Raw genomic sequence first — 23,536 nt, forward strand, 5'->3', positions numbered from 1 at the left:
GAGTGTTGGGGCAAGAGCCCTTTGGTTACTTTGGGGCTCTTTTCCAAAGTGACCGCCGTAAGGGCGGAACCAATATCAGCCATTACCCATATAACGGATATGTACCCAACCCAACCCAACCCCCCGACTACCGGCTCTTGTAAGAAATTTCCCATAAGAGTACAAATGTACTCCATGACAACCCTGACCCCCCGCCGCACCGCCATCCTGACCTTCATCCGCGACCGCATCGCGCAACAAGGCCAGCCTCCCAGCCTCGCCGAGATCGCCGAGGCGTTCGGCTTCGCCTCCCGCAGCGTCGCGCGTAAACACGTCGTGGCCCTGACCGAAGCCGGCTTCATCGAGGTCAACCCCAACCAGGCGCGCGGTATCCGCCTGCTCAACCAACCCGCGCGCCCAGAGTGGCTGGACGTGCCCGTGCTCGGTCGAGTCGCCGCCGGCCTGCCCATCGGCGCCGACGCCGAAGTGCACAGCCGCCTGCAACTCGACCCAGGCACTTTCGCGAAAACCCCCGATTACCTGCTGCGCGTGCAGGGCGACTCGATGATCGAAGACGGTATCCTCGACGGCGACCTGGTCGGCGTACGCCGCAGTGCCGAGGCGCTGAACGGGCAGATCGTGGTGGCGCGCCTGGATGGCGAAGTCACCATCAAGCGTTTCGAACGCAGTGGCGACTTCGTGCGCCTGCTGCCGCGCAACCCCGCGTATCAACCCATCGTGGTGGGCCCTGACCAGGACCTGGCCATCGAAGGGGTGTTCTGCGGCCTGGTGAGGCAAGGCTGATGGGCGCCGTCGTTGCCCTGGATGCGCTGTTCAATGGCGGCCGCGTCTGGAAGGGCCGGCCGGTCGCGCCTGCGGCCAGTGTTCATCCCACCGGGCTGGCTGCGCTGGATGCGGTGCTGCCCAGCGGCGGTTGGCCGGAATCGGCCTTGAGTGAAATCCTTATGGCCAAGGAGGGCATCGGCGAACTGCAACTGGTGCTGCCGACCCTGGCACGCTTGTCAAAGGCGGGGGAGCGAATTGTGCTGGTGGCGCCGCCCTACACGCCGTATCCCCACGCGTGGCAGAACGCCGGCGTGGATGTGCGTCAGCTCTCGGTGATCCAGGCTGAGGAGCGCGACGCGCTGTGGGCCGTGGAGCAGTGCCTGCGCTCCGGCAGTTGCGGCGCGGTGCTGTGCTGGCCGCGCAAGGCCGATGACCGGGCGTTGCGGCGCTTGCAGGTGGCGGCGGAAACCGGCCAGACCCTGGCGTTTGCCTGGCGCGCCCTGGGTGAGGCGATCAACGCATCACCTGCGGCCCTGCGTCTGGCAGTCGAGGCAAAACCCGCGCAAGTGCGGGTGATCAAGTGCCGTGGCGGCTTGGCCCATCCGGCGCCGATTGCGCTGGCCGGGCATTGAGGTTGCCATGCGCTGGGTGTGTATTGTCTTCCCGCAATTGGCGCTGGACGGGGTGCAGCGTGTGCACCCGAGCCCGATCAACCCCTCGCACTGCTGGCCGGCACGCCGCAGCGGCGCGTGCTGCAAACCGTCAACGAGGCCGCCCGCGCCCTGGGCCTGCGTCCGGGCCTTTCCCTGACGGCGGCCCATGCCCTGGCCAAGACCTTTGCCAGCGCCGAATACGACCCCGTGGAAATCGAACGCTGGCAGCAGTTTCTGGCAGCCTGGGCCTATCGCTTCAGCTCCCAGGTCAGTGTGCATTACCCGCGTGCGTTGCTGTTCGAGATCGAATCGAGCCTGGGCCTGTTCGGGCCCTGGCCGCAGTTCGAAGCGCGCTTGCGCCAGGAATTGACCGAACTGGGCTTTCGTCACCGCATCGTCGCCGCGCCCAACCCGGCGGCGGCGCGGGTGCTGGCCAATATCTACGATGGCATGGCCATCGACGATGAGGCGTTGATGCAGGCCCTGGCACCGCTGCCCATCGACCGCGCCGGCCTTGAACCTCAGGCCGCTGTCGCCTTGTCACGCATGGGCCTGCGCACCCTGGCCCAAGTGCAAGCCTTGCCCCGGCACACCCTGGCGCGGCGCTTTGATGCCGGCCTGCTCAAACACCTGGATGCATTGACGGGGCAACGCCCACTGGCCCTGGGGTTTTACCAGCCGCCGGACCAGTTCGATGCGCGCATCGAATTGAATTTCGACGTGCAGTCCCACCAGGCGCTGCTGTTTCCGCTGCGACGCTTGACCGCTGATCTATCCGCCTTCCTCTGCGGGCGCGACAGTGGCGTGCAGCGTTTCGACCTGCACCTGGAACACGCCCAGATCCCGGACAGTGTGATCAAGGTCGGCCTGCTCAGCGCCGAGCGCGAACCGGCGATGCTGTTCGAACTGGCCCGTGGGCGCCTGGAACAGGTGCAAGTCACCGCGCCGGTACGCGGTTTTCGCCTGGTGGCCCAGGACCTGCCGGTGTTTGTGCCGCAGCGCCAGGACCTGTTCGACGACCGCCCGCAACAGACCCTGCCCTGGGAGCAACTGCGCGAACGCCTGCGCGCACGCCTGGGGGATGAGGCCGTGCAAGGCCTGCGTTTTCATGCCGACCACCGCCCCGAGTGCGCCTGGCAAGCAACCGCTGACAGTCGCCCATGCCCGACCTTGAACAAGGTGCAACGCCCCGGCTGGCTGCTCAGCGAACCCACCTTGCTGGCCGAGCAGGGCGTGCAGATCCTGATGGGCCCGGAACGTATCGAATCCGGTTGGTGGGACGGCGCCGATATTCGCCGCGACTATTACCTGATCCAGACCCGCGCCGGCCAGCGAGGCTGGGCCTACCGCAGCGTGGGGCAGGGCGATGGCTTGTGGCTGCAAGGTTGGTTTGCATGAGCTACGCCGAGCTGCATTGCCTGTCCAACTTCAGTTTTCAGCGCGGCGCGTCCAGTGCGCTTGAGTTGTTCGAGCGGGCCAAACGCCAGGGCTACAGCGCGTTGGCGATCACCGATGAATGCACCTTGTCGGGCATCGTGCGGGCCTGGCAGGCGGCGAAGGCGGTGGAGTTGCCGCTGATTATCGGCAGCGAAGTGCGCATCGAAAACGGCCCGAAACTGGTGCTACTGGTGGAAAACCTCAGCGGCTACCAGCAACTATGCCGCCTGATCACCCTGGCGCGACGGCGTGCCGAAAAAGGCCACTATCGCCTGCTGCACGAGGACTTCGATCAACCCCTCAATGGCCTGCTGGTGCTCTGGGTCGCCGACGACAGCGACACCCAGGCCTCGATCCAATGGCTGCGTCGCACCTTCGTCGAGCGCCTGTGGTTGGCGGTGCACCTGCATTGCGGACAGGACGATGGGCGCTATCTGGAGCAGCGCCTGCACCTGGCCGCCAGCTTGAATATCCCGGCAGTGGCCTGCGGCGATGTGCATATGCATGCACGCGGCCGCCGTGCCCTGCAAGACACCATGACCGCCATCCGCCATCACGTCCCGGTGGCCGAAGCCGGCACGCGCCTGCACCCCAATGGCGAGCGGCATCTGCGCGGTCTTGAGGCCCTGAGTGCGCTGTACCCCCAAGCCTTGCTTGATGAAACCCTGGCCATTGCCCGCCGCTGCACCTTCGACCTCGGCCAGTTGCGTTATCACTACCCGCGAGAGCTGGTGCCCGCAGGGCATGACGCCAAATCCTGGCTGCGCGCGGTTACCGAAGAAGGCATCGCCCTGCGCTGGCCTCACGGTATCGACGCCAAGACCTTGCAGCAGATCAATAACGAACTGGAACTGATCAGCGAGCTGGGCTACGAAAGCTACTTCCTCACGGTGCATGACATTGTGCGTTTCGCCCGCAGCCGCTCGATCCTGTGCCAGGGCCGTGGTTCGGCGGCCAACTCGGCGGTGTGTTTTGCCTTGGGCATCACCGAGATCAACCCGAGCCTGATGAATACGCTGTTCGAGCGCTTCCTGTCCCGGGAGCGCAACGAGCCGCCGGATATCGACGTGGACTTCGAACACGAACGCCGCGAAGAAGTGCTGCAGTACGTGTTCCAGCGCTACGGCCGCACCCGCGCAGCGCTGACGGCGGTGGTCAGCAGCTACCACGCCGCCGGCGCGGTGCGTGATGTGGCCAAGGCCCTCGGGCTGCCGCCGGACCAGATCAACGCCCTGGCCGACTGCTGCGGGCGCTGGAGTGACGATGCGCCGCCCTTGGAACGACTGCGTGAAGGCGGCTTCGACCCGGACAGCCCGATCCTGCGCCGGGTGCTCACGCTCACCCGGCAACTGATCGGCTTTCCCCGGCACCTGTCCCAGCACCCCGGCGGTTTCGTGATTTCCGAATACCCGCTGGACACCCTGGTGCCGGTGGAAAACGCGGCCATGGCCGAGCGCACCATCATTCAATGGGACAAGGACGATCTGGATGCCGTGGGCCTGCTCAAGGTGGATATCCTCGCCTTGGGCATGCTCAGTGCGATCCGCCGCTGCTTCGATCTGCTGTGCCGCCATCGCAATCTCGACCTGGCGCTGGCGACGATCCCCAAGGAAGACCCGGCCACCTACGCGATGATCAGCAAGGCCGACACCATCGGCGTGTTCCAGATCGAGTCGCGGGCGCAGATGTCGATGTTGCCCCGGCTCAAGCCGCAGACTTTTTATGACCTGGTGATCGAGGTCGCTATCGTCCGGCCTGGCCCGATCCAGGGCGGCATGGTGCATCCGTATCTACGACGGCGTAACAAGGAAGAGCCCACGACCTATCCATCGCCGGAATTGAAAACGGTGCTGGAGCGCACCCTGGGCATTCCGTTGTTCCAGGAACAAGTGATGCAGATCGCCATGGTCGCCGCCGACTACGGTCCTGGTGAGGCCGACCAGTTGCGCCGTTCCATGGCCGCCTGGAAACGTCACGGCGGCCTGGAGCCGCATCAGGCACGCCTGCGCACCGGCATGCTGAAAAACGGCTACACCGAAGAATTTGCCGCGCAGATTTTCGAGCAGATCAAGGGCTTTGGCAGCTATGGCTTTCCCGAGTCCCACGCGGCCAGTTTCGCGTTGCTGACCTACGCCAGTTGCTGGCTTAAATGCCACGAGCCCGCGGCATTTGCCTGTGCGCTGATCAACAGTTGGCCCATGGGGTTCTACAGCCCGGACCAGATCCTGCAGGACGCACGGCGCCATCGCTTGCAGATTCGCCCGGTGGATGTGCAGGCCAGCGACTGGGATTGCAGCCTGGAACCCATCGACGGCCAGCAACCGGCGATCCGCATGGGCTTGCGCATGATCGCGGGGTTTCGTGAGGAGGATGGACGGCGCATCGAGGCCGCCCGTCATGGCCAGGATTTCAGCGACATTGCCGATCTGGACCGACGCGCCGGTCTGGACGCCCGTGCTCAGGCGTTATTGGCCGATGCAGGCGCCTTGCGTGCCTTGGCCGGCAACCGGCACCAGGCGCGCTGGGACGTGGCGGGGGTGCACAAACAGTTGGGGCTGTTCGCCGGGCTGCCCAGCCCCGACGAAGCTGTGGTCACGTTGCCCGCGCCGACGGTCGGCGAAGACGTGCAGGCGGATTACGCCACCGTCGGTACCACCCTCGGCCCACATCCGCTGGCGTTGTTGCGCGAGGCGTTGCGCCAGCGGCGTTGTCGCAGTTCCCGCGAGCTGATGGCGGTGGAGCATGGGCGCAATGTGAGTGTCGCGGGGTTGGTCACGGGGCGGCAGCGCCCAGGTACCGCCAGCGGTGTGACCTTTGTGACCCTGGAGGACGAGTTCGGCAACCTCAACGTGGTGGTCTGGCGCGACCTGGCCGAACGTCAGCGCCAGGCGCTGGTGGGGTCACGGCTGCTCAAGGTGGATGGGCGCTGGGAAGCGGTCGGCGAAGTGCGGCACCTGATTGCCGGGCGTCTCACCGACCTCACGCCATTGCTGGACGGCATGCAGGTGCGCAGCCGGGATTTTCACTGAGGTGCTCCCAAATTTATACCAGATGAAACCATCTGCGCCGTGTAAGCTCCAAAAATGGCGACTGTCCTCTCTTCTGCACTGAGCCGAACCATGCAATTTCTATCCAACCCCCATGGCTGTGACGGTTGGGCCGGTGAAATGGCCCAACGTATTCGTGCGTTCGATTGGTCGACCACCGACCTTGGCCCCATTGACCAGTGGTCCACCAGCCTGGCCTGCACCGTGCAGATGATGCTCGCGTCGCCGGTACCCATGGTGATGTTGTGGGGGCGGGCCGGCTACATGATCTACAACGACAGTTATTCGGCGTTTGCCGGTGGCCGGCACCCGTACCTGCTGGGTACGCCGGTGGAGCTGGGCTGGCCGGAAGTGGCCGACTTCAACCGCCACGTGGTGGACACCTGCCTGGCCGGCGGCACCCTGTCGTTCAATAACAAAGACCTGGTGCTGCTGCGCAACGGCAGCCGGAAACGGTGTGGCTGGACCTGTATTACAGCCCCGTCGCCGGTGATAACCAGCAACCGGCCGGGGTGCTGGCGATTGTGGTCGAGACCACCGAACTGGTGAAGTCTGAACAAGTGCGCCAGGAACTTACCCATAACCTCGAACAACGGGTGGCCGCTGAAGTGCAGGCCCGCTCCGCTGCCGAGGACCAGTTGCGCCAATCGCAAAAGCTCGAAGCCATCGGCGGCCTCACCGGCGGCGTGGCGCACGACTTCAATAACCTGCTGCAAGTGATCGCCGGCAACCTGCACCTGCTGGCCCGCCATGAGCCGGACAATGCCCAGGTGCAGCGCCGCGTCAGCGCGGCCATTGCGGCGGTGGAGCGCGGGGCCAAGCTGTCGGCGCAGTTGCTGGCCTTTGCCCGGCGCCAGCCGTTGTCGCCGGCGGTGTACAACCCGCAACGCATCTATGCTGGCCTTGGCGAACTGCTGCAGCGTGCGTTGGGTGAAACCATTCATATCGATGTGCAGTTGCCCCAGGATTCCTGGCACATCAACGTCGACCGCAACCAGTTGGAAAATGCGCTGCTCAACCTGGCGATCAATGCCCGCGATGCCATGAAAGGCGAGGGCGTGATCCGCATCAGTGGCGAAAACATCATCCTTAACCCCGGCGACTGCATTGGTAAAAGCATCAGCCCCGGCGAATATGTACGCCTGGCGGTCACCGATACCGGCGTGGGTATGCCGCCGGCGATCCAGGCCAAGGTGTTCGAGCCGTTCTTCACCACCAAGCGCGACGGCCACGGCACCGGCCTGGGCTTGAGCATGGTGTTCGGCTTTGTGCGCCAAAGCGGTGGACATGTCGACGTCAGCAGCGAAGAAGGCCAGGGCACCGTGGTGCAGTTGTACTTCCCGCGCTGCCTGGGCGAGGAATGCCTTGAGGGGGCAGCCGAGCCGGTCGAGTCGGTCGGCGGCCAGGAAACCATCCTGGTGGTCGAAGACAACGAAGGCGTGCGCCTGACTGTGGTGGATGTACTCGAACAATCGGGCTATACGGTCATCACCGCCGAAGATGGCGACCAGGCCATGTTGAAGCTTAAAACCGGCCTGCAACCCGAGCTGATTTTTACCGACGTGGTCATGCCCGGCCGCGTTAAAAGTACCGACCTGGCCGCCTGGGCCCGTGCACAAACGCCTCCAGTGCCGGTGCTGTTCACTTCCGGCCACACCCGCGACATCCTCTCCAGCAACCACCTGCTGAGCCCCGACATTCATCTGCTGAGCAAGCCCTACAGCCCCGAAGCCCTGACGCTACGGGTGCGCAGCGTGCTCACCGCACGATAAGGTTGACCATGACTTCACAGCGCAACATCCCTGCGATCACTGCCCAGCGCCCAGGCTTTGTAAGGGTGCGTGGCGCCCGCGAGCACAACCTGCAAAATGTCGACGTGGACATTCCCCGTGATGCCCTCGTGGTGTTTACCGGCGTGTCCGGTTCGGGCAAGTCGTCCCTGGCGTTTTCCACGGTGTATGCCGAGGCCCAGCGGCGCTACTTTGAATCGGTGGCGCCCTATGCGCGGCGCCTGATCGACCAGGTCGGCGTGCCCGACGTGGACAGCATCGAAGGCCTGCCACCCGCCGTGGCCCTGCAACAGCAGCGTGGCACGCCGAGTGCGCGGTCTTCGGTGGGCAGCGTCACCACCTTGTCGAGCCTGATCCGCATGCTCTACTCCCGCGCCGGCAGCTACCCGGCGGGGCAAGCGATGCTGTATGCCGAGGATTTTTCGCCGAACCTGCCCCAGGGCGCGTGCCCCGAGTGTCACGGCCTGGGCCGCGTGTATGAAGTGACCGAGGCGCTGATGGTGCCCGATCCTTCGTTGACCATTCGCCAGCGTGCGGTGGCGTCCTGGCCGTTGGCGTGGCAGGGCCAGAACCTGCGCGACATCCTGGTGACCCTGGGCTATGACGTGGATATCCCATGGCGCGACCTGCCGAAAAAACAGCGCGACTGGATCCTCTTCACCGAAGAAACCCCCACTGTGCCGGTGTATGCCGGTTTCACCCCGGAGCAAACCCGCGAGGCGCTCAAACGCAAGCTGGAGCCCAGTTACCAGGGCACGTTCAGTGGCGCACGGCGCTACATCCTGCACACCTTCAGCCACACCCAGAGCGCGCTGATGAAAAAGCGCGTGTCGCAGTTCATGCAAGGCAGCGCCTGCCCGCTGTGTGAAGGCAAGCGGCTGACCAGGGCGGCGCTGTCGGTGAAGTTTGCCGGAGTGGATATTGGCGAATTATCCCAGTTGTCGTTGGCGCAGTTGGCCGACCTGCTGCGGCCGGTGGCGGCGGGGCAGGACACGATGAAGCTGTCGGTGGAGAAACGCCTGGCCGCCCAACGTATCGCCCAGGACCTGCTGGAGCGGGTCAGCACCTTGATCGAATTGGGCCTGGGCTATCTGTCCCTGGAGCGCAGCACGCCGACCTTGTCGTCCGGGGAGTTGCAGCGTCTGCGCCTGGCCACCCAATTGGGCTCGCAGTTGTTTGGGGTGATCTATGTGCTGGATGAGCCCTCGGCGGGCCTGCATCCGGCGGATGGCGAGGCGTTGTTCAGCGCGCTTGAACGTCTGAAGGCCGCCGGCAATTCACTGTTTGTAGTGGAGCATGACCTGGAAACCATGCGCCGCGCCGACTGGCTGATCGATGTCGGCCCGGCCGCCGGTGAGCATGGCGGGCATGTGCTGTACAGCGGGCCGCCTGCGGGGCTGGCTGACGTGCAGGCATCCCAGACCCGTGAGTATTTGTTTGCCGAGCGGCGCGCGTTAGATCCATCTCGCCGCGAACCCAACGGCTGGTTGAAATTGGAAGGTGTGACGCGCAATAACCTCAACGATCTGAGCGTGGATTTCCCCTTGGGCTGCTTCACCTCGGTGACCGGTATTTCCGGCTCGGGCAAGTCCAGCCTGGTCAGCCAGGTGCTCCTGGAATTGGTAGGCAGTGGCCTCGGGCGCGTGGTGGAAAACGACGAAGAACCGAGCCTGGAAGATGACACGCCGCACACCAGTGGCGGGCGTATCAGCGCCGGCCTGGAACAGATCCGCCGCCTGGTGCAGGTGGATCAGAAACCCATTGGCCGTACGCCGCGCTCGAATCTCGCGACCTACACCGGGCTGTTCGACAATGTGCGCAAACTGTTCGCCGCCACGCCGGCAGCCAAGAAGCGCCAGTACGATGCGGGCCAGTTCTCCTTCAATGTTGCCAAGGGCCGTTGCCCGAACTGCGAAGGCGAGGGCTTTGTCAGCGTCGAGTTGCTCTTTATGCCCAGCGTGTACGCACCGTGCCCGACGTGTCACGGCGCACGCTACAACCCCGAGACCTTGGCAATCAAATGGCAAGGCCTGAGCATCGCTCAGGTGCTGGGTTTGACCGTCGAGCAGGCCGTCGAGGTCTTTGCCGAGCAGCCAGGGGTGCTGCGCTCGTTGCAGGTGCTGCGGGATATCGGACTGGGTTACCTGAGGTTGGGCCAGCCGGCCACCGAACTGTCCGGTGGTGAGGCGCAGCGCATCAAATTAGCCACCGAGCTGCAACGCAATGCCCGTGGCGCGACCTTGTATGTGTTGGATGAGCCGACAACCGGGTTGCACCCGAGGGATGTGGATCGCCTGCTCAGCCAGCTCAATCATTTGGTGGATGCAGGGCACACCGTGGTGGTGGTCGAGCATGAAATGCGCGTGGTGGCCCAGAGTGACTGGGTAATCGATATCGGGCCTGGGGCAGGGGATTTGGGCGGGCAAGTCGTTGCCAGCGGCACGCCGCAAAAAGTTGCCAAGAGCAAGAAGAGCCGCACCGCGCCGTTCCTCGCCCGCGAGCTGACCTGACCGCCATCGGGGGCAAGCCCCCTCCCACAGGGTGATCAGTGGCCGGCCAGGTCGATTTGTTGCTTGGCCTGTTTCACCACATGCTCAACCGTAAACCCAAACTTCTCCTGCAACTTGGCCAACGGCGCCGACGCCCCGAAGCTGTTCATCACGACCTTGGCGCCGGTCTGGCCGACATAACGGTCCCACCCCAAAGGCCCGGCCTGTTCCACCACTACCCGCGCTTTCACCGCCGGCGGCAACACGCTGTCGCGATAGGCCTGGTCCTGTTCTTCGAACAACTCCCAGCTCGGCATCGAGACCACCTGCGCGGCAATCCCGTCCTTCTTGAGTTGCTCATAAGCGGCTACTGCAAGGCTGACTTCACTGCCCGTGCCGATCAGGATCACCTGGGGTTCATCCGCCCCCGCCAGCACATAGGCGCCTTTCGCGGCCCCTGAGGCCGAGGCATAGTGCGTGCGATCCAACGTCGGCAGCGGCTGGCGCGACAGCACCACACAGCTTGGCCGGTGGGTTTGCGCCAGGGCAACTTTCCATAGCTCCAGGGTTTCATTGGCATCGCCCGGTCGCAGGGTCAGCAACCCCGGCGTGGCACGCAACTGCGTCAGGTGTTCGATGGGCTGGTGCGTCGGCCCATCCTCACCCACGCCGATGGAGTCGTGGGTAAACACGAACACCACCGGCAGTTCCATGATTGCCGCCAGGCGGATCGGCGGTTTCATGTAGTCGCTGAACACCAGGAAGGTCGAGGTGTACGGGCGCAGGTACGACAGGGCCATGCCATTGGCGATGGCGCCCATGGCGTGTTCGCGAATACCGAAATGCAGGTTGCGCCCGCTGTAGTCATCGGCGCTGAAACGCCCGGCGCCGTCGAAGGTGAGGTTGGTCTTGGTCGACGGCGACAAGTCCGCCGAGCCACCGAGCAGCCAGGGGATTTGCTGGGCGAAGGCATTCAGCACCTCGCCGCCCGCCGCCCGGCTGGCAACGCCCTTGGCATCGGCGGCAAAGTCCGGCAGGTCAGCCTGCCAGTGCTCGGGCATCTCCCCGGCGCGCATCCGCTGTAATTCATCGGCCAGTTGTGGGTCGAGACGCGACAGGGTCTGGTTCCACTGCTGGAACAACGGTTCGGCGCGGGCGTGCAGCGCATCCCGCAACAGCGTGCGCGCCTCATCCGGCACCAGGAAGCTGGAATCCTGCGGCCAGCCATACGCGGCCTTGGTCAGGCGGATTTCCTCGTCACCCAACGGCTCGCCATGGGCGGCGGCGGTGTTGTGCTTGTGGGGCGAGCCGTAGCCGATCACGCTGTCGACCACGATCAGGGTCGGCGCGCCAGTGTTCGCCTGGAAGGTCTCCAGGGCCGCGCTCAGTGCCTGCAAGTCATTGGCGTCGGTGACGTGCAAGGTGTGCCAGCCGTAGGCCTGGAAGCGCTTGATCACGTCTTCGCTGAACGCCAGTTCGGTGTGGCCTTCAATGCTGATGGTGTTGTTGTCATAGATCCAGCAGAGGTTATCCAGCTTCAAATGCCCGGCCATCGACGCCGCTTCGCTGCTGATGCCCTCCATCATGTCGCCATCGCCGCACAGGGTGTAGACGTTGTAGTCGAACACCACCTGATCGTCGCGGTTGAAACGCTCGGCCAGCCATCGCTCGGCCATGGCCATGCCCACGCTGTTGGCGCACCCCTGGCCGAGGGGGCCGGTGGTGGTTTCCACGCCTGTGGTCATGCGGTATTCCGGATGGCCTGGGGTCTTGGAGTCGGCCTGACGGAACTGCTTGATATCGTCCAGGCTGATCGCCGGCCGCCCGGTGCGCTGGCCATGGGCATCAATCTCCACCACACCGGCCAGGTGCAGCAGCGAATACAACAGCATCGACGCATGCCCCACCGACAACACAAACCGGTCGCGGTTGGGCCAGTCGGGATGCTCGGGGTGATAGCGCAAGAACCGGCTCCACAGGGTGTATCCCACCGGCGCCAGGCCCATGGGCGTGCCTGGGTGGCCGGAGTTGGCCTTCTGCACGGCGTCCATCGCCAGGGTGCGCAGGGTGTTGATGCATAGGGTGTCGACAGTGGTTGCGGCATAAGTCATGAAACCGGTCTCCCTCAAGTGACGATCTATTGTTGAGGGCAGTGCGTCGCGAAGGTTTGATCCCATTGCCATTGCCGCGACGAACGGGAATGTATTGAGCGCAAACATGACAAGACCTGCTGGAATGGGCTAGCGTCTGGTATGTAGGCCATTGATCAACTTGCGGAGGTACGTCATGCCAGTGAAACACGACCTGTATCAGGATCTGGGTTTGAGCAAGGAAGTCGTTCACGAACGCAGGGCGAGTGATAAACGTCTGGACTCGCTGCTCACGCAATACGCAGCTGCCGACGGGGAGGTGCTGCAGGCGGAGTCACGCAAGGCCGACGACATGGAGGTGGAGGTGCTTAAGAAGAAACGTCTGTTGATCAAAGACGAGATTGCGCAGCGATTGGCTTAAGCCCAGACCGAGCCCCGTGGGGGAGCGAGCAAACTCGCTCCGCCGTGGTTTACATCAGCAATGCCTGGATGCATTCATCCATCGACCGCTGCTGCGTCTCTCCGTACAACTGCAATTCATCGATAGTCCGGCGCCCCAAGGCCTTCTCGAATTGCGCCTGGTTTGAATGGGCTGCGTAGTGACTCTGCGCGGCATCGCCCAGGTTCGATTGAAAAATCCCCGCTGCACTCACTGGCAGAAAATCCTCATACACCAACGGCTCCACATCTACATGGCCGGCGGCGATCAGCGCTTGCAGTGTGCGTGGTTGATCGGCGTGGCCGCGTGCTGCCAGGCCTTTTTCCGTGGCGAAGTAGCGGAAGTACGCCAGGCCTTGCTCACGCATCTGGTCGTGGTTGTCCGGGAAGGCCTGGAAGTGCTGTTCCATCAAGTGCATGTAGTGAGTGGCGTTGGATTCGTTGGGGAACGCGCCCAACTCGTCGCGGGCGGCGTTCAGCAACTGGTCGTAGAGGGCGCGGCCCTTGGGCGTAAGGGCGACGCCGCGTTGTTCGATTTCACCGAAGCGTGCGCTGTGGCTGCCTTGGGCGTCCGTGAAGGCGATGGCTTCGTCTAGGGCCTTGAAGCTGGTCTGGCGCAGCAGGATCGGGCACTGGCGGCGCGGTGGGCCTTCGATCACGGCCTTGGGGGTGATGCCCTTGCCGGGCATGGCGGCCTGCACCTGGTCGATGTCCAGGGTGCGTGGGGTGAGGTGGTTGATATGCGGCCCCTTGAAGGCCACTACGTCGGCGATCAGCCGGTGTTGGTCGCTGAGTTGCTGGTATTGAGCGGCGGTGACGGTCGCGGTGTGGTGCCAGCGGAAGGTTTCCAGGGCCTGGCGGATAAATTCAGCGGCATCGGTGGCGTTGAGGCCGCCGTGTGTTTGCGCTTGTTCGATCAATTCCAAGGCGCCGCAGGTGAAGATCGAACGTTTGGCCAGTGCGCTTTCGGCGAAGGCGCGTAGCTCGGGGTTCTCAATCAGTTCCAGGCGCAGCAGTGAAGTGAACACTCGAAACGGGCTGGCTTGCAGCGCATGTTCGTGCACCGCGCGAAACGCCGTGGAGTGCACCGGCACGCCGGCTGGCGTGAGGTCGTAGTAGCCCACCGGCTGCATGCCCATCACCGCAAACAGGCGGCTGATCGTGGCCAGTTCGGCCGCGGTGCCCAGGCGGATGGCGCCGTGGCGCTCCATGTCCAGGCGCTGGATTTCGCCGGTGCGTTGCAGCTGTTGCGCCAGGCCTGGCTGGCTGTCGAGCACGTGGCTGTTGGTCTCGGCCACCAGCTCCATCAGCGCCCCATACAGGGGGACTTCGTCCCGGTACATATCGGACATGGCCTTGGAAAAGCCCTTGCGGATCTCGTCGGGGCTGACATGTGCGGCACTGGGCATAGAAAATTTCCTGATGACGGTGAAGAGGGCGATGGCCTTTTACTGGATTTTGTTGGGCGCAATGAGCGCTTGCAAACGAAGAATCCTCTGGACTTCATTCTGCAAATGAATGAATGGCAGGCTCTGCCAAGTCTTCATGTGCATCCGGGCGCGGATGGGTTCTACACTGCTCCTCACCTTGTAGGCGATGGAGGACCCCATGACGGCCACGCCCGTAACCCAAACGATTGAAGGCCAACGCTTGGCCACCGAAGACGCCGAGCGCTGGCGCGAATGGGGCCCGTACCTGAGTGAACGCCAATGGGGCACGGTGCGTGAAGACTACAGTGCCGATAGCGATGCCTGGCGCTACTTTCCCCATGAGCACGCGCGCAGCCGCGCCTACCGGTGGGGCGAGGACGGCCTGGCCGGTTTCAGCGACAAGGCGCAACGCTGGTGCCTGGGCCTGGCGCTGTGGAACGAGCGCGACGCGATCCTCAAGGAGCGGCTGTTCGGCCTTAATAACGCCGAGGGCAACCATGGGGAGGACGTCAAGGAACTGTACTTTTTCGTCGATGGCGTACCGAGTCATGCCTACATGCGCATGCTTTACAAATACCCCCATGCTGCTTTCCCCTATACCGACCTGATCACCGAGAACGCCCGTCGCGGCCTGGGTGATGCCGAGTATGAAGTCCTCGATACCGGCGTGTTTGAGGACAACCGCTATTGCGATGTCAGCGTCGAGTACGCCAAGCAGCAGCCTGACGATATTTTCATGCGTGTCACGGTGCATAACCGCTCGCAGCAGCCGACACGCCTGCAGGTACTGCCTCAGGCGTGGGCGCGTAACGACTGGAGCTGGACCTTTGATGCGCCCAAGCCGCAGTTGTCGATTGACGGCGAACGAGTGTTGGCCCGTCATCATGAATTGCCGGATCGTCATCTGAGTGCCTGGGGCCAGGATGGCGTGGAGTGGTTGTTCTGCGAAAACGAAAGCAATATCGTCAAACTTGACGGTCAAGTGGCGTCGGGGCCGTTCAAGGATGGCATCAATGACTACGTGGTGAGCGGCACTCAATCCACGATTCGCCGGGACACCGGCACCAAGGTCGCGGCGCGCTTCATCCTTGAACTGGCTGGGGACGAAAGCAAAACCCTGTACCTGCGTTTTGCGCCCGTGGACGCGGCCGCGGTTAATGCCCGCAAACTGTTTGAACAGCGTCGCCAGGAAGCCGACGACTTCTACGCGGCCCTGCAGCACGGCATCGCCGATGCTGATGCGCGCAACGTGCAGCGTCAGGCCCTGGCCGGTTTGCTGTGGTCCAAGCAACTTTATTATTTCGACGTGAACCAATGGCTTGACGGCGACCCGGCCCAACCCGCGCCGCCACCCGAGCGCCCGCATATCCGCAATACCCATTGGCGGCACCTGTCCAACTTCGACATCCTCTCCATGCCCGACACCTGGGAATACCCGTGGTACGCCTCGTGGGACCAGGGCTTCCAGGCGGTGGCGATGGCGCTGATCGATCCGGGGTACGCCAAGCAACAGCTATTGTTGCTGGTGAAGGACCGCTTCATGCACCCCAACGGCCAATTGCCGGCGTACGAATGGCGCTTCGACGACGCCAACCCGCCGGTGCATGCCTGGGCCAGTTGGCGGGTGTACCAGCAGGACAAGGCACTTACGGGTGTAGGCGACATGGATTTTCTGGAGCGGATTTTCCATAAGCTGCTGTTGAATTTTTCCTGGTGGGTCAACCGCAAGGACGCCGAGGGCCGCAACCTGTTCCAGGGCGGTTTCCTTGGGCTGGATAACATTGCGCTGTTCGACCGTTCGGCGGCATTGCCGGCGGGGTATCAGTTGGACCAGGCCGACGGCACGGCGTGGGTGGCCGCATATGCCCTGGACCTGATGCGCATCGCCCTGGAACTGGCCAAGCGCAATGCTGTGTACGTGGATATTGCGGTGAAGTTTTTCGAACACTTCCTGTATATCGCCGGCGCCATCAACCGCGTCGACGACAGCGCCGAAGGCCTGTGGGATGAGCAGGACCTGTTCTTCTACGATGTGCTGCACCGCCCCGACGGGCAGAGCGAGCCGGTGCGCCTGCGCTCCATCGTCGGCCTGATGCCGCTGTTTGCCGTGCTGGTGCTGGAGCAGCGCGAACATGAAGGCCTGGAAGGTTTGCGCGAACGGTTGCTGGGGTTTATGAAACACCGACCGGATCTGGCCAAGTTGGTCTCACGCTGGAACGAGCCGGGGCAGGGCAATCGCCTGCTGCTCGCGTTGTTGCGCGGTGAACGCACCAAGGACTTGCTGCGACGCATGCTCGATGACGACGAGTTCCTCTCGGCCTTTGGCGTGCGCTCCCTGTCCAAGGCGTTCGCCGAGCAGCCGCTGGCGCTGAAGGTGAATGGCGACAGCCTGACTGCGCGTTACCAGCCTGGCGAGTCAGATTCACGTTTGTATGGCGGCAACTCGAATTGGCGGGGGCCGGTGTGGATGCCGGTCAACTACATGCTGATTGAATCGCTGCGTGAATTTCATCGCTACTACGCGGATAACTTCTCGGTGGAGTACCCGACTGGGAGCGGTTATCTGTCATCCCTGGAGGAAGTGGCTGACAGTCTCAGTCAGCGGCTGACCGGTTTGTTCCTAAGGGGTGAAAATGGCTGTCGACCGTCGATGGCGGGGTATTCGCAGTTGGAAGCGGATCCCCTCAGCCGTGACCTGGTGCTGTTCCATGAGTATTTCCATGGCGAGACCGGGCGCGGGTTGGGCGCATCACACCAGACCGGGTGGAGTGCATTGGTGGCGTTGTTGCTACAGCCCGGAAACTGAATACCACCGCCGGCCCAATGTGGGAGGGGGCTTGCCCCCTCCCACAGGGATTCAGGGTTTACCCATGAATCAACCTGGGAACAGTTCGCTCAGCTTCATCGCCAGCATCATGTCGCCTTCGGTGCGCAGCTTGCCGCCCATGAAGGCCTGCATGCCGTCGGTGGAACCGTCGACGATGCCTTCCAGGGTTTCGCTGTCCATGACCAGGGTTACCTGGGCGTCAGGGTTTTCACCTTCCTGCAGCTCGCAGGTCTTGTCTTTGACGATCAGGGAAAAGTTCTTGGTGTCGTCGATACGGAAACCGAACACCAGGTCCAGGCCTTCGGCAGCGGCTGGGTTGAATTTGGCTTTCATTGCTTTTACAGCTTGGGCTACGTCAGTCATGGTTCGATCCTTTAGGGTAGAGTCCAGTGACCTTGGGGTCACGGTTGGCCGCACTTCATCGGAAGGTGATGAGTTGCGGCGCTTCAACAGTTGCAAGTGGGTATGCCCGTTGAAGGAAGCCAGTGCCACCTCGCGACCGCGGAATTTCAGCTGGTTGAGCGAGGTGTTAACAATTTGCCAGTTCAATTCGAAGGCCTGGGCGGCAGGCATTCGGGTAATCAGGTGGAGCAGGGCGGTGATGGTGCCGCCGGAGGTGAACACGGCGATTTTCTGTGTGTTGTCCGCGGCTTCAAGAATGCGTTGCAAGCCACCCTGGACGCGTTCGACAAACCCCAACCAGCTTTCGAGCCCCGGCGTGTCATAAGTGCCGGCCAGCCAGCGCTCGATGATCAGGGCGAAGATGCGCTGGAATTCGCTGCGGTTCTGCGCGGCATTACGCAGGATGTCCAGGGCGTCGGGTTCGGTGGTGAGCAGGTCGGGGAGCAGGGCGCGGATGATTGCGTCGGCATCGAATTCGTTAAAGGCGCTGTCGGTTTCCAGGACCGGAACCGGCAGGCCAAGGGTGCGGTATTGATCGAAGGCAGCCGTGGCGGTGTGCTGCTGGCGGCGCAGGTCGCCCGCCAGGCAGCGGTCGAACACCAGGCCCATGTCCGCCAGGTGGCGACCGAGCACTTGTGCCTGCTCCACGCCGACGGGCGACAGGACGTCATAGTCGTCTGCACCGAAGGAGGCCTGGCCATGTCGAATCAGATAGATGCTGCCCACGTCCGTTTTCCCGGTACGTTGAAAGTCTGGCGAGGTTATGAGGATGCCAGGGAGCTGTCAATGAAAAAACATACGCTTGTTTTAAAAGCTCATTGGAGGCCGTGCTTGCTGGCGGTTTGATCACTGGCCCGAAGGCGGTGCCGCCGGTATGCTGGGGCAATCCGCGCCTCGCGCACTGCACTTGTAAGGAGCAACATGGATTTTTTGGCCGAATATGCCAGCTTCCTGGCGAAGACTGTCACCCTGGTGGTCGCTATTCTGGTGGTACTGATCAGCTTCGCCGCACTGCGCAGCAAAGGTCGTCGCAAATCCGCCGGCCAACTGCAGGTCAGCAAGCTCAACGATTTCTACAAAGGCCTGCGTGAGCGCCTGGAGTCGAGCCTGCTCGACAAGGATCAGCTCAAAGCCCTGCGCAAGTCCGAAAGCAAGACCGAAAAGAAGAACAGCAAGAAAAAACCCGAGGCCAAGCCACGGGTATTCGTGCTGGACTTTGACGGTGACATCAAGGCCTCGGCCACCGAGAGCCTGCGCCATGAAATCACCGCGCTGCTGAGCCTGGCCACGCCCGAGGACGAAGTGGTACTGCGCCTGGAAAGCGGCGGCGGCATGGTGCACAGCTACGGCCTGGCCTCGTCGCAATTGGCGCGTATCCGCCAGGCGGGCGTGCCGTTGACCGTGTGCATCGACAAGGTCGCGGCCAGCGGCGGCTACATGATGGCGTGCATCGGCGAGAAGATCATCAGCGCGCCGTTTGCCATCCTGGGTTCCATCGGCGTGGTGGCGCAGTTGCCCAACGTCAACCGCCTGCTCAAGAAACACGACATCGACTTTGAAGTGCTGACCGCCGGCGAATACAAACGCACCCTCACGGTGTTTGGCGAAAACACGAGAAGGGCCGCGAGAAGTTCCAGGAAGACCTGGATATCACCCATCAACTGTTCAAGAACTTCGTATCGCGTTATCGCCCGCAGTTGGCGATTGATGACGTGGCCACCGGTGAAGTGTGGCTCGGCGTTGCAGCCCTGGACAAACAACTGGTCGACGAACTGCAAACCAGTGACGAATACCTCGCCACCAAGGCCAAGACCGCCGAGGTGTTCCACCTGCATTATGCCGAGCGCAAAAGCCTGCAGGAGCGCGTGGGCCTGGCGGCGAGCGGTTCGGTGGACCGTGTGTTGCTGACGTGGTGGAGCCGGTTGACCCAGCAGCGGTTCTGGTAAGGCAGGTGATCCCCTGTGGAGCGAGCAAGCCCGCTCCCACAGGGGTCCGGCGGTGGCTGCAGGGGATACAGATCTTGTAATAGTTTTGCGTTGTAGGAAATTTACATTTCGGCTGTACGATTCAAGTCCTTTTGTCATCGCAGGATTTGCATGAACACCCTCTCGGAGCCCCCCAGTCGTCTTTCCCCAAGACACCTACTGCTGCCGTTCCCGCTGAAACATCCCGTATTCCGACTGCTAACCTTGTCCCGGTCCCCTGATCGCGCCTTGCCGTGTCCGGCATTCTGAAACCTAGATAGAGACTGATATTAATGGAATGGTTAGCGGATCCAACGGCCTGGCTCGGCCTGTTGACCTTGATTGTGCTGGAACTGGTGCTGGGTATCGACAACCTGGTGTTTATCGCGATCCTGGCAGACAAACTGCCGCCGGAGCAGCGTGACCGCGCGCGGTTGATCGGTTTGTCCCTGGCGTTGCTGATGCGCCTGGGCCTGCTGGCCAGTATTTCGTGGTTGGTGACCCTTACCCAGCCGCTGTTCGAAGTGTTCGACAAGAGCTTCTCCGGCCGTGACTTGATCATGCTGTTTGGTGGTGTGTTCCTGCTGTTCAAGGCCACCATGGAATTGCATGAGCGCCTTGAAGGGCACGTGGCTCAGCGTACGGGCAATGTGGCTTACGCGATGTTCTGGCCAATCGTGGCGCAGATCGTGGTGCTCGACGCGGTGTTCTCCCTGGATGCGGTGATTACCGCCGTGGGCATGGTCGATGAACTGGCGGTGATGATGATCGCGGTGATCATTTCCATCGGCTTGATGATCGTGGCGAGCAAGCCGTTGACGCGCTTCGTCAACGCCCACCCGACCGTGATCATGCTGTGCCTGGGCTTCCTGATGATGATCGGTTTTGCCCTGACCGCCGAAGGCCTGGGTTTCCATATTCCGAAGGGTTACCTGTACGCGGCGATTGGTTTCTCGATTCTGATCGAGGTGTTCAACCAGATCGCCCGTGCCCGTCGCAAGAAGTCGGCACAGGGCGTGCTGCCGGTACGTGAGCGTACCGCCCACGCGGTGATGCGCTTGCTCGGCGGTCGCAGCCTGGCAGTGGAAGAAGTGGGCGAAGAGGTGGCCGACTTGCTGGGTGAGCCGGATGCCGCCCAAGGCCCGCTGTTCGATCGACGTGAGCGGGTGATGATCAGCGGCGTGCTGCAATTGGCCGAGCGGCCGATCCGCAGCTTGATGACGCCGCGAGCCAAGGTCGATTTTATCGACCTGGCGGACGATGCCGACACGATTCGCCTGAAGCTGATGCATTCGTCCTACTCACGCCTGCCGTTAATCCGTAATGGCGCGGTGGATGAACCCTTGGGCTTCGTGCACAAGAAGGAACTCCTCAAGGAATACCTGGCCGGTAACGAGCCGAACCTGGAGCACCTGGCGCGTCGGGCAATCAACCTGCTGGAGAGTTTTTCGATCCTCAATGCCCTGGAGCAGATGCGCCAGGAGTCGACCCATATTGCGTTCGTGATCAACGAATTCGGTGATTTTATGGGGGTCTTGAGCATGACCGACATCCTCGAATCCATCGCCGGTGAATTGCCGGATGCCAGTGAGATTGAAGGGCCGGACATCGTCGAGGAGGCTGACGGCTTTCGCGCCAGCGGTGCCCTGAACCTAACCCAGGTTCGTCAGCGCACCGGCTTCAAGGCTGTCGCGACCGAAGATTACCAAACCCTGGCCGGCCTGGTGATGAGCCTGCTTGACCGCCTGCCGGTGGTGGGCGATAGCCTGGAGCATGAGGGCTGGCGATTGACGGTGGCGGCGGTAGAGGAGCGGCGGGTGACTCAGGTCGCTCTTGTCAGGTTGCCTGAGCGCTGAGGCTGGCGGAAAAAGGCAGTGCATAGCGCTCGAATACGTCATCAATCGCTGCGGCGTTCAACTCCAGGATGCCCTCGATTTTTTGCACGAGGGCGTAGTCTTTATGCACCAGCAGGGCCGGTACCCGCGTCACGCTGAGGTGACGCGGTGTCTTGCTGCAGTCAACGATCAGCGCTTTTACCCGGCCTTTGTAGCGTTCTCGCGTGTGTGCAACATGCATGACCGCCTCTTTGCACGCTGTGCAGTGCGGTGACATGAACAGGATGAGCACCGCCAGCGGGCAATTCAGTTCGCGTTCGAAAGCCGCTGAATCTTTGAGGGTGGTGATGACGTGGCTCATTGATTTTTCTCCCAGGCTTGTCATTGCTCACGCTAAGCCAGGGGATCACAGCGGTCTACTGTCAACCTTTACAGGTCTGCGTCACGCTCGATGCGTTCGCGCGCCTTGCGTGCCTGGCTTGCGCATTTGCGGTACTCCTCATTGTCACTGGACGCCTTGGCGCGGCGATAGCCGTGGTGATTCTGGCTGCTGTAGTTGGTATCGAAAGCGGCCTTGAGCTTTTGTAATTCTTCTTTGCATTCGCGGCGGTCGTTACTGGCCGACGCATTACCGGCTGCCAGAAAAACGAGAAAAACCAGGGTGAGACGAAGCTTCATCGGGACGCAGTCCTTGTAGTCGGGTCTGAGCCAAAGGCTAGTCCAGCTCAGGGATTTTTCCACGGCGCGGGTTGTGCGCGGTAACGGCGCAGTGACGCACTCCGATGGCGCTGTCACCCCTGTCTGAGGCCTTGAGTAGCAATCTGATGTCAGGTGCTGGCGCAACGCCGCATCTCAAGCCGTTAGCTATCTATCTGATTACCAATGACTTTATCAAAATCTTAGTTTTCGCTGAGCGCGTATGGCACACTTTCTGCTGTCTATTCCGTTGTTACATACTTAGTTCCGGTATAGCGGAATACACAACTCCTGGAGTGCTTGTCATGCATCACCGACCTTCCGTGTTCAAAGCGTGTGTTTTTCTCTTCGCCGCATCGGCTTCCCTCGCAGGCATTGTGCAAGCGGCGGACAGCAAGCTCGATAACGTGCTCAAACGTGGGCATTTGATCGTGGGTACAGGCAGTACCAATGCGCCGTGGCACTTCCAGGGAGCGGATGGCAAGTTGCAGGGGTTTGATATCGACATTGGCCGAATCGTGGCCAAGGGGCTGTTCAATGACCCGACCAAGGTCGAGTTCGTGGTGCAGTCTTCCGACGCGCGGATTCCCAATCTGCTGACCGACAAGGTCGACATGAGCTGTCAATTCATCACCGTCACCGCCAGCCGTGCGCAGCAGGTGGCGTTCACCTTGCCGTACTACCGCGAAGGCGTGGGCCTGCTGCTGCCGAACAACAGCAAGTACAAAGAGATTGAAGACCTGCAGGCGGCGGGTGATGGCGTCACCGTGGCCGTGCTGCAAAACGTCTACGCCGAAGAACTGGTGCACCAGGCGCTGCCCAAGGCCAAGGTCGACCAGTACGACAGCGTCGACCTGATGTACCAGGCTGTGAACTCCGGGCGCGCCGATGCCGCCGCCACCGACCAGTCCTCGGTCAAGTACCTGATGGTGCAGAACCCCGGCCGCTACCGCAGCCCGGCCTATGCGTGGAGCCCGCAAACCTATGCGTGCGCGGTCAAGCGTGGCGACCAGGACTGGCTGAACTTCGTCAACACCGCCCTGCATGAAGCCATGACCGGTGTGGAGTTCCCGACCTACAAGGCCTCGTTCAAGCAATGGTTCGGCGTGGACCTGCCTGAGCCGGCAATTGGTTTCCCTGTTGAACTCAAGTGATCCGGAACAACCGGGGTGCCTGCCAAGGCGCCCCAACTAGGTACTGCTGACCATGAACTATCAGTTGAACTTTGCCGCCGTGTGGCGCGATTTCGACACCTTGCTGGCGGGGCTCGGCCTGGGCTTGCAACTGGCATTGCTGTCGATCGCCATCGGCTGCGTGATCGGCCTGCTGATGGCGTTTGCCATGCTGTCCAAGCACCGTGCGTTGCGCATCTTCGCCTCGGTGTACGTGACGGTGATCCGCAACACGCCGATCCTGGTGCTGATCCTGTTGATCTACTTCGCCTTGCCGAGCCTGGGCATCCGGTTGGACAAGATCCCCTCGTTCATCATCACGTTGTCGTTGTACGCCGGTGCCTACCTGACCGAAGTGTTCCGCGCCGGGCTGTTGAATATTCCCAAGGGCCTGCGTGAAGCCGGACTCGCGATTGGTCTCGGCGAGTGGCGCATCCGTGCCTACATCACCGTACCGGTGATGTTGCGCCAATGTGCTGCCGGCGCTGTCGAACAACTTAT

Annotated in this window: 13 protein-coding genes and 5 pseudogenes; 12 read left to right on the top strand and 6 right to left on the bottom strand. The window is 62.3% G+C overall.

What is annotated here, in order from left to right:
• Window positions 1-165: 165 nt before the first annotated feature.
• The 6 genes and pseudogenes from lexA to uvrA all read left to right on the top strand — a co-directional run bounded on the left by lexA (window position 166) and on the right by uvrA (window position 10,202).
• Window positions 166-783 carry a transcriptional repressor LexA gene (gene lexA, locus IQK56_RS01965; protein ID WP_193863921.1) on the top strand — a complete coding sequence of 206 codons (618 nt, stop codon included), beginning with the start codon at window positions 166-168 and terminating at the stop codon, window positions 781-783.
• Entirely contained in the window at window positions 783-1,397 is a 615-nt protein-coding gene (gene imuA, locus IQK56_RS01970) for a translesion DNA synthesis-associated protein ImuA (RefSeq protein ID WP_193863920.1), read from the top strand. The genes lexA and imuA overlap by 1 nt, the downstream gene beginning before the upstream one ends.
• 7 nt (window positions 1,398-1,404) lie before the next feature.
• Window positions 1,405-2,816: pseudogene (locus tag IQK56_RS01975) on the top strand (Y-family DNA polymerase).
• Window positions 2,792-5,884: an error-prone DNA polymerase gene (locus tag IQK56_RS01980; RefSeq protein WP_341869476.1), complete on the top strand. Its 3,093-nt coding sequence runs from the start codon at window positions 2,792-2,794 to the stop codon at window positions 5,882-5,884. Before IQK56_RS01975 ends, IQK56_RS01980 begins: the two are co-directional and overlap by 25 nt.
• 90 nt (window positions 5,885-5,974) lie before the next feature.
• Window positions 5,975-7,674, top strand: a pseudogene (locus tag IQK56_RS01985) (ATP-binding protein).
• Between the two features lie 8 nt (window positions 7,675-7,682).
• On the top strand, window positions 7,683-10,202 hold the full coding sequence (gene uvrA / locus IQK56_RS01990) for an excinuclease ABC subunit UvrA (RefSeq protein ID WP_193863918.1): 2,520 nt from the start codon (window positions 7,683-7,685) through the stop codon (window positions 10,200-10,202).
• A gap of 35 nt (window positions 10,203-10,237) precedes the next feature.
• Here the strand turns inward: uvrA and tkt are convergent, their stop codons facing one another.
• Window positions 10,238-12,292, bottom strand: coding sequence for a transketolase (tkt, locus tag IQK56_RS01995; RefSeq protein WP_193901519.1), 2,055 nt, complete (start codon window positions 12,290-12,292; stop codon window positions 10,238-10,240).
• 175 nt (window positions 12,293-12,467) lie between these two features.
• Between tkt and IQK56_RS02000 the strand changes: the two genes are divergently transcribed.
• The gene (locus IQK56_RS02000; RefSeq protein WP_193863917.1) at window positions 12,468-12,692 is read left to right on the top strand and encodes an HP1242/YdcH family protein; all 225 of its coding nucleotides are present in this window, start codon (window positions 12,468-12,470) and stop codon (window positions 12,690-12,692) included.
• A gap of 49 nt (window positions 12,693-12,741) precedes the next feature.
• Here IQK56_RS02000 and hglS read toward each other — a convergent pair whose 3' ends face one another.
• Entirely contained in the window at window positions 12,742-14,118 is a 1,377-nt protein-coding gene (gene hglS / locus IQK56_RS02005) for a 2-oxoadipate dioxygenase/decarboxylase HglS (protein WP_193863916.1), read from the bottom strand.
• A 199-nt stretch (window positions 14,119-14,317) separates the two neighbouring features.
• On the opposite strand from hglS, the gene IQK56_RS02010 reads away from it, so the two are divergent.
• On the top strand, window positions 14,318-16,945 hold the full coding sequence (locus tag IQK56_RS02010; RefSeq protein WP_193863915.1) for an MGH1-like glycoside hydrolase domain-containing protein: 2,628 nt from the start codon (window positions 14,318-14,320) through the stop codon (window positions 16,943-16,945).
• Between the two features lie 69 nt (window positions 16,946-17,014).
• Here the strand turns inward: IQK56_RS02010 and IQK56_RS02015 are convergent, their stop codons facing one another.
• Window positions 17,015-17,329 (bottom strand): SCP2 sterol-binding domain-containing protein, encoded by a 315-nt coding sequence (locus IQK56_RS02015; RefSeq protein WP_193863914.1) that lies wholly within the window; start codon window positions 17,327-17,329, stop codon window positions 17,015-17,017.
• Window positions 17,330-17,384: 55 nt separating this feature from the next.
• A pseudogene (locus IQK56_RS02020) lies at window positions 17,385-18,094 on the bottom strand (histidine phosphatase family protein).
• Window positions 18,095-18,289: 195 nt separating this feature from the next.
• On the opposite strand from IQK56_RS02020, the pseudogene sohB reads away from it, so the two are divergent.
• Together sohB and IQK56_RS02030 are read left to right on the top strand one after the other, a co-directional pair.
• A pseudogene (sohB, locus tag IQK56_RS02025) lies at window positions 18,290-19,314 on the top strand (protease SohB).
• Window positions 19,315-19,625: 311 nt separating this feature from the next.
• Window positions 19,626-21,188: a TerC family protein gene (locus IQK56_RS02030; protein WP_150675710.1), complete on the top strand. Its 1,563-nt coding sequence runs from the start codon at window positions 19,626-19,628 to the stop codon at window positions 21,186-21,188.
• On the opposite strand, the gene IQK56_RS02035 is transcribed toward IQK56_RS02030, so the two are convergent.
• Window positions 21,169-21,528 (bottom strand): thioredoxin domain-containing protein, encoded by a 360-nt coding sequence (locus IQK56_RS02035; protein ID WP_193863913.1) that lies wholly within the window; start codon window positions 21,526-21,528, stop codon window positions 21,169-21,171. The genes IQK56_RS02030 and IQK56_RS02035 overlap by 20 nt on opposite strands.
• Before the next feature lie 68 nt (window positions 21,529-21,596).
• Window positions 21,597-21,845, bottom strand: a complete 249-nt coding sequence (locus IQK56_RS02040; RefSeq protein ID WP_122310284.1) for a hypothetical protein — start codon at window positions 21,843-21,845, stop codon at window positions 21,597-21,599.
• 323 nt (window positions 21,846-22,168) lie between these two features.
• Here IQK56_RS02040 and IQK56_RS02045 point away from each other — a divergent pair, with 323 nt between their 5' ends.
• Window positions 22,169-23,017: a transporter substrate-binding domain-containing protein gene (locus IQK56_RS02045; RefSeq protein ID WP_193863912.1), complete on the top strand. Its 849-nt coding sequence runs from the start codon at window positions 22,169-22,171 to the stop codon at window positions 23,015-23,017.
• Window positions 23,018-23,069: 52 nt separating this feature from the next.
• Window positions 23,070-23,536, top strand: a pseudogene (locus tag IQK56_RS02050) (ABC transporter permease subunit); the annotation flags it as partial.

This window comes from Pseudomonas cyclaminis, from assembly GCF_015163715.1.
Classification (GTDB): domain Bacteria; phylum Pseudomonadota; class Gammaproteobacteria; order Pseudomonadales; family Pseudomonadaceae; genus Aquipseudomonas; species Aquipseudomonas cyclaminis.